Consider the following 7353-nt stretch of genomic DNA (forward strand, 5'->3'; position numbering starts at 1 on the left):
CCCGGAACGGCGCAGTGCCCCGGCGGTGGGCCGGGGCACTGGGCGGGTGAGCGGGGTGGCTCAGTTGTGGGCGTGGAGGTCGGCGTTGAGGCCGCCCCAGGAGCCGGAGCGGGCGATGACCTCGACGGCGCCGGTCTGGGAGTTGCGGCGGAAGAGGAGGTTGTCCTGGCCGGACAGCTCGACGGCCTTGGCGATCTTGCCGTCGGGCGTGGTGACCCGGGTCCCGGCGGTGACGTAGAGGCCGGCCTCGACGACGCAGTCGCTGCCGAGCGAGATGCCGATGCCGGCGTTGGCACCGAGCAGGCAGCGCTCGCCCACCGAGATGACCTGCTTGCCGCCACCGGACAGGGTGCCCATGATCGAGGCGCCGCCGCCGATGTCGCTGTGGTCGCCCACGACGACGCCCGCGCTGATCCGGCCCTCGACCATGGAGGTGCCGAGCGTGCCGGCGTTGAAGTTGACGAAGCCTTCGTGCATCACGGTGGTGCCCGCCGCGAGGTGCGCGCCGAGGCGGACGCGGTCGGCGTGGGCGATGCGCACACCGGTGGGGGCGACGTAGTCGGTCATCCGCGGGAACTTGTCGATCCCGTACACGGCGAGCTGGCCGCCCTGCGCGCGGACCGCGAGGCGGGCCGACTCGACCCGGTCGACCGGGACGGGGCCGATGCTGGTCCAGGCGACGTTGGCGAGCAGGCCGAAGATGCCGTCCAGGTTCAGGCCGTGCGGCTGGACGAGGCGGTGGCTGAGCAGGTGCAGGCGCAGGTACACGTCGTGCGTGTCGAGCGGCTTCTCGTCCAGCGAGGCGATGGTGGTGCGCACGGCGACCACCTCGACGCCGCGCCGGGTGTCGGCGCGCAGCGCCTCGGCGGCGCCGGTGCCGAGCTCGGCCTCGGCCTGCTCGGCGGTGAGCCGGACGGTCCCGGCGGGGCCGGGCTCGGCGGTCAGGACGGGGGCGGGGAACCAGGTGTCGAGGATGGTTCCGTCGGCGGCGATGGTGGCCAGGCCGGCGGCGACGGCACCGTTCGGGAGCGTGGTGGATTCAGCAGTCACATCGTGCACGTTAACCAATGAGGGGGTCGGGCGCCGAAAACGCCCACCGTCCGGACACCCCCGGTGCGGGGCCGCGGCGAGCGGCCGTGGGCTGGGAAAACGGGGTGCCGACGGGTTCACCGCTCGGCAATACTCGGGCAGGTGTTCATGTCGATTTCCACCACCGGCAGCGCCGAGAGTCCGGCAACGGATCTCGGGTTCCTGCTGCACAAGCACCCCGGCAAGGTCCAGCGGTTCACGACGTCGCACGGCGAGGCCCACGTCTTCTACCCGGAGGCGGGGGACGAGCTCTGCACGGCGGCGCTGCTGCTGGACGTCGATCCGATCGCGCTGGTCCGCAAGGGCCGTGGCAAGGGCCGCGGCGGTTCGCCGGACTTCGCGCTCGCCCAGTACGTCAACGACCGGCCCTACGCCGCGTCCTCGCTGCTCGCGGTGGCGCTGCGGACGGTGTTCCGGTCGGCGATGAAGGGCGTGTGCCAGGCCCGCCCCGATCTGCCCGAGCTGGTGCGTCCGCTGCGCATCGCGCTGCCCGCGGTGCCCGCGAACGGCGCGGGCGAGGGCGGCGGCCCGGCGATGGTGGTCCGGCTGTTCGAGCCGCTGGGCTGGCGGGTCGAGGCGACGGCCGTCCCGCTGGACGAGACGTTCCCGGAGTGGGGCGAGTCCCGGTACGTGCGGATCGAGCTGGCCTCGGAGTCCGTGCGCCTGTCCGACGCGCTGCACCAGCTGTACGTGCTGCTGCCGGTGCTGGACGGTGCCAAGCACTACTGGGTGGCCCCCGACGAGGTGGACAAGCTCTTGGCCGCGGGGGAGGGCTGGCTGGCCGATCACCCGGAGCGGGCCCTGATCACCCGCCGCTACCTGTCCCGGCGCTGGTCGCTGACCAGGGCGGCGATGGAGCGCCTGGAGCTCGCCCGTCTCGCGGAGGCGGACGACCGCGAGGTCGAGGAGATCGACAACGCGGTCGACGACCGGCCCGACGAGACCGACCAGGAGACCGCGAGCGCCCCCTCCGACACCGAGCCCGCGACCGAGAAGGCCGAGAAGGCCGAGAAGGCCGAGAAGACCGAGAAGACCGAGAAGCAGCCGTCCCTCGCCGAGCAGCGCCGCGCCGCGATCCTGGCCGCCCTGCGCGAGACCGGCGCGACGAAGGTCGCCGACCTCGGCTGCGGCCAGGGCGAGCTGATCGGCGCGCTGCTGAAGGACGCCCGGTTCACCGGGATCCTCGGCGTGGACGTGTCCGTGCGGGCGCTGCACGTGGCGTCCCGCAAGCTGCGCCTGGACCGGCTGCCGGAGCGGCAGGCGGCCCGGGTGACGCTCGCGCAGGGCGCGCTGACGTACACGGACGCGCGGCTGAAGGGGTTCGACGCGGCGGTGCTGTGCGAGGTGATCGAGCACCTGGACCTGCCCCGCCTGCCCGCGCTGGAGTACGCGGTGTTCGGCTCCGCCCGGCCGGGCGCGGTCGTCGTGACCACGCCGAACGCCGAGTACAACGTGCGCTGGGAGAGCCTGCCGGCGGGCACCGTCCGGCACGCCGACCACCGTTTCGAGTGGTCGCGGGCCGAGTTCCGGGCCTGGGCGGAGCGGGTGGCCTCGGCGTACGGCTACGGCGTGGAGCTACGGCCGGTCGGCCCGGAGGACCCGGAGGTCGGCGCGCCGACGCAGCTCGCCCTGTTCCGCCTCGCCGAGAGCAGCACCGAGAACACCACCAAGAGCAGCACCGAGACCACCACGACGCCCGAGGGAGGCGATCTCCGATGACCGACGAAGCAGCAACCCCGACGCCCGGCACACCGCTCGAAGCGGCCCTCGCCGCGCCCGCCGAAGCGCCCCTCGCAGCGCCCACCGCCCCGGCCGCCCCGCGCCGCCTCCCCGTCACCGACGTCTCCCTGGTCGTCCTGATCGGCACCAGCGGCTCCGGCAAGTCCACCTTCGCCCGCCGCCACTTCCTGCCCACCCAGGTCGTCTCGTCCGACTTCTGCCGCGGCCTGGTCGCCGACGACGAGAACGACCAGTCGGCCTCCGCCGAGGCCTTCGACGTCCTGCACTACATCGTCGGCAAGCGCCTCGCCGCCGGCCGCCTGACGGTCGTGGACGCGACCAACGTCCAGCCCGAGGCGCGCCGCCAGCTGGTGAAGATCGCGCGCGACCACGACGTGCTGCCGATCGCGATCGTCCTGGACGTCCCGCCCGGTGTCTGCGCGGAGCGCAACCGCACCCGCCCGGACCGCCAGCTGCCGCCCCACGTCATCCCCCGCCAGAACCGCGAACTGCGGCGCTCCCTGCACGGGTTGGAGCGCGAGGGCTTCCGCAAGGTGCACATCCTGCGCGGTGAGGCGGAGGTGGCGGCGGCCGAGATCGAGTCGGAGAAGCGCTACAACGACCTGCGCCACCTCACCGGACCGTTCGACGTCGTCGGTGACATCCACGGCTGCCGCTCGGAGCTGGAGACCCTGCTCACTCGCCTCGGCTACGTCCTCAGCCGGGACGCCGAGGGCCGCCCGGTGGACGCCGAGCACCCGGCCGGCCGTACCGCCGTCTTCGTCGGCGACCTGGTCGACCGCGGCCCGGACACCCCTGGCGTGCTGCGCCTGGTGATGGGCATGGTGGCGGCCGGCCACGCGCTGTGCGTGCCGGGCAACCACGAGAACAAGCTGGGCCGCGCGATGGACGGCAAGAAGGTCACCGTCTCGCACGGTCTCCAGGAGTCGCTCGACCAGCTGGCGGGCGAGAGCGAGGAGTTCAAGGCCGAGGTGCGCGCGTTCATGCGCGGCCTGGTCAGCCACTACCTGCTGGACGGCGGCGCGCTGGTGGTGTGCCACGCCGGTCTGCCGGAGAAGTACCACGGCCGGGCTTCCGGCCGGGTGCGTTCGCACGCGCTGTACGGGGAGACGACGGGCGAGACCGACGAGTACGGCCTGCCGGTGCGCTACCCGTGGGCGGAGGAGTACCGCGGCCGGGCGCTGGTGGTCTACGGCCACACGCCGGTGCCGACGGCGAGCTTCGTCAACAACACCATCTGCCTGGACACCGGCTGCGTGTTCGGCGGCAGCCTGACGGCGCTGCGCTACCCGGAGCGCGAGCTGGTGAGCGTGGCGGCCGAGCGCGAGTGGTACGCGCCGGTGCGCCCGATGGTCACCGACGCGCCGGGCGCGCGGGAGGGCCGTCCGCTGGACCTCGCCGACGTGGCGGGCCGGCGGATCGTCGAGACCGCGCTGCACGGGCGGGTCGCCGTCCGGGAGGAGAACGCGGCGGCGGCGCTGGAGGTGATGAGCCGCTTCGCGCTGGACCCGCGGCTGCTCGCCTACCTGCCGCCGACGATGGCCCCGACGGCCACCTCCCGTCGGGAGGGCTTCCTGGAGCACCCCGACGAGGCGTTCGCCGCCTACCGGGCGGACGGCGTCCGGCAGGTCGTGTGCGAGGAGAAGCACATGGGCTCGCGCGCGGTGGTGCTGGTGGCCAGGGACGACGCGGCGCTGGAGAAGCGTTTCGGCGTGGCCGGCCCTGGCGCGATCTGGACCAGGACGGGCCGCGCGTTCCTCGCCGACGACGCGCTGACGGCCGCCGTGCTCGGCCGGGTCAGGGCCGCCGCCGAGCGCTCCGGGCTGTTCGAGGAGCTGGGCACCGGCTGGCTGCTGCTGGACGCCGAGCTGATGCCGTGGTCGCTGAAGGCCGTCGAGCTGCTGCGCCGCCAGTACGCGGCGGTCGGCGCGGCGGCGGGCGCCGCCCTGCCGGTGGTGCTGTCGGCGCTGGAGCGGGCGGCCGGGCGCGGCCTGGACGTCGATGGGCTGACGGCCCGCCAGCGGCAGCGCGCCGCCGACGCGGGGGCGTTCACCGAGGCGTACCGGCGCTACTGCTGGCCGACCGAGGGCCTGTCGGGCGTCCGGCTCGCGCCGTTCCAGGTGCTGGCCGCCGAGGGGGCGAACCTCGCGGTGCGCCCGCACGACGAGCACCTCGCCTGGATCGACCGCCTGGCCGACGCGGACGCTCTCCTGGCGGACGCGAACAAGGCAGCGGACGCCGATGGCTCCGCCGCGCCGCTGCTGCACCGCACCGGACGGCTCGTGGTGGACACCGCCGACGAGGCGTCGGTGGCGGCGGGCGTCGCCTGGTGGGAGGAGCTGACCGGGGCCGGCGGAGAGGGCATGGTGGTCAAGCCGCTGGACTCGCTGGTGCGGGCGCAGCGCGGCGAGGGCCGTCCGGGCGGGCTGGTCCAGCCGGGGGTCAAGGTGCGCGGCCGGGAGTACCTGCGGATCATCTACGGCCCGGACTACACCGAGCACCTGGACCGGCTGCGCGAGCGCGCGCTCGGCCACAAGCGCTCGCTGGCGCTGCGCGAGTACGCGCTGGGCCTGGAGGCGCTGGACCGGCTGGCGGCCGGCGAGCCGCTGTGGCGGGTGCACGAGGCGGTGTTCGCGGTGCTCGCGCTGGAGTCGGAGCCGGTCGACCCGAGGCTGTGACGGGTTGAGAATCGAGGGGGAGTCCGACCGGGCTCCCCCTCGGTGCTTCCGTCTCGGCGCGTCCATCTCAGCGCTTCCGCGCAGTTCAACGCGCTGTTCACTGCACTGTTCGCCGCGCTGCTCGCCGCACTGTTCACCCCCACTCTGCATATAAATTCCACTCGTCGTATACACTTGCCGCTTTCCCGTTCCTCCCGTCACCCCAGGAGCCCGGCATGGCCTTCAACCTCCGGAACAGGCACTTCCTCAAGGAGCTCGACTTCACTCCCCAGGAGTTCCGCTTCCTGGTGGACCTCGCGGCCCAGCTGAAGGCGGCGAAGTACGCGGGCACCGAGCAGCCCCGGCTGCGCGGCAAGAACATCGCGCTGATCTTCGAGAAGACCTCCACCCGGACCCGCTGTGCCTTCGAGGTCGCCGCGCACGACCAGGGCGCGAGCACCACCTACCTGGACCCGTCCGGTTCGCAGATCGGCCACAAGGAGTCCATCAGGGACACCGCCCGGGTGCTGGGCCGGATGTTCGACGGCATCGAGTACCGGGGCCACGGCCAGGAGGTCGTCGAGGAGCTCGCCGCGCACGCGGGCGTGCCGGTGTGGAACGGCCTGACCGACGAGTGGCACCCCACCCAGATGCTGGCCGACGTGCTCACCATGACCGAGCACACCGCCAAGCCGCTGACCGGGATCGCCTTCGCCTACCTGGGCGACGCCCGCTCCAACATGGGCAACTCGCTGCTGGTCACCGGCGCCCTGCTCGGCATGGACGTGCGGATCGTCGCGCCGCGCGCGGTCTGGCCGGCCGAGGACGTCCGGAAGGCGGCGCACGCGCTGGCCGAGAGCACCGGCGCCCGGATCACCCTCACCGAGGACGTGGCCGAGGGCGTGGCCGGCGCCGACTTCCTCTACACCGACGTCTGGGTCTCGATGGGCGAGCCCAAGGAGGTGTGGGCGGAGCGGATCGAGCTGCTCAAGCCGTACCAGGTGTCGATGGACACCGTCCGGGCCACCGGCAACCCGGACGTCAAGTTCCTGCACTGCCTGCCCGCCTTCCACGACCTCGGCACCGAGGTCGGGCGGCAGATGCACGAGGCCACCGGGATGACCGAGCTGGAGTGCACCGACGAGCTGTTCGAGTCGGCGCACTCCATCGTGTTCGACCAGGCGGAGAACCGGCTGCACACCATCAAGGCGGTCCTGGTCGCCACCCTCGGGTCCTGAGGGCCGGGCGCTACCGGTCCAGCTTGATGCAGCCCACCCGGTCGGCCGCCGCGTGCGGGCCGGCCGGTGTGCCCGCGTGCAGTACCAGCGAGCGCGCCTGGCCCGGCCGCGCCTGCCACTGCACCTCGGCCGCGGCGCTGCCGCGGCCGTCGTCGTCGGTGCGCAGCACGAGCCGCAGCTCGTTGCGGTCGTTGGCGTAGGCCGGGTCGGTGGAGGGCTGCACCGGGTCGACGACGTTCTGGTAGTGCGGCCCGGACGAGGCCGGGTCGGCCCCGCATGTCCCGGTGTGCAGGTGCACCGGGAACTGGTGCCGGGGCGCGAGCCCGGCGACGGTCAGGGTGAGCACCGTCCGCCCGGGATCGGAGCGGTCGGTGACGACGGTGACGTGCGAGCCGTACGGCACGAGGTCGGTCGCGTAGCTGATGGCGACGGGCGGGACGAAGGCCGACGCCGGGTTGAAGTCGGCCTCGATGAGGGACACCGGCGCGACGGCGGGTGCGAGCAGGGCGAGCGGCAGCAGGGCGGAGGCGAACGGCAGGGGCATCGGCGGGCCTTCCACGGGCAGGGCGACGGTCACCGTGCTCAACGCGGCCGGGCCGCCCGGGACACCCCGGGCCGGGCCGCCGCCC

Annotated in this window: 5 protein-coding genes; 3 read left to right on the plus strand and 2 right to left on the minus strand. The window is 73.6% G+C overall.

All coding sequences use genetic code 11. The annotated features are described in order from the left end of the window. Nucleotides 1-60 precede the first annotated feature (60 nt). Entirely contained in the window at nt 61-1050 is a 990-nt protein-coding gene (gene dapD, locus AB0O00_RS25060; RefSeq protein ID WP_363655306.1) for a 2,3,4,5-tetrahydropyridine-2,6-dicarboxylate N-succinyltransferase, read from the minus strand. Between the two features lie 141 nt (nt 1051-1191). Between dapD and AB0O00_RS25065 the strand changes: the two genes are divergently transcribed. From AB0O00_RS25065 to argF, 3 genes are all read left to right on the plus strand, one after another. Continuing rightward, on the plus strand, nt 1192-2808 hold the full coding sequence (locus AB0O00_RS25065; RefSeq protein WP_363655308.1) for a 3' terminal RNA ribose 2'-O-methyltransferase Hen1: 1617 nt from the start codon (nt 1192-1194) through the stop codon (nt 2806-2808). Continuing rightward, entirely contained in the window at nt 2805-5507 is a 2703-nt protein-coding gene (locus tag AB0O00_RS25070; RefSeq protein ID WP_363655309.1) for a polynucleotide kinase-phosphatase, read from the plus strand. The genes AB0O00_RS25065 and AB0O00_RS25070 overlap by 4 nt, the downstream gene beginning before the upstream one ends. Before the next feature lie 215 nt (nt 5508-5722). Next, nucleotides 5723-6724, plus strand: coding sequence for an ornithine carbamoyltransferase (gene argF / locus AB0O00_RS25075; RefSeq protein ID WP_363655311.1), 1002 nt, complete (start codon nt 5723-5725; stop codon nt 6722-6724). Nucleotides 6725-6734: 10 nt separating this feature from the next. Here the strand turns inward: argF and AB0O00_RS25080 are convergent. Beyond that, nucleotides 6735-7353 (minus strand): hypothetical protein (locus tag AB0O00_RS25080; RefSeq protein WP_363655312.1); only part of this gene is annotated, 619 nt, incomplete at its 5' end.

Source organism: Kitasatospora sp. NPDC093558 (assembly GCF_040683475.1).
In the GTDB taxonomy this organism is placed as follows: domain Bacteria; phylum Actinomycetota; class Actinomycetes; order Streptomycetales; family Streptomycetaceae; genus Kitasatospora.

Bases quoted from the DNA above. Each gene is read 5' to 3' on its own strand.
- argF (WP_363655311.1), top strand. From the start codon at position 5,723: ATGGCCTTCAACCTCCGGAACAGGCACTTCCTCAAGGAGCTCGACTTC.
- AB0O00_RS25070 (WP_363655309.1), top strand. From the start codon at position 2,805: ATGACCGACGAAGCAGCAACCCCGACGCCCGGCACACCGCTCGAAGCG.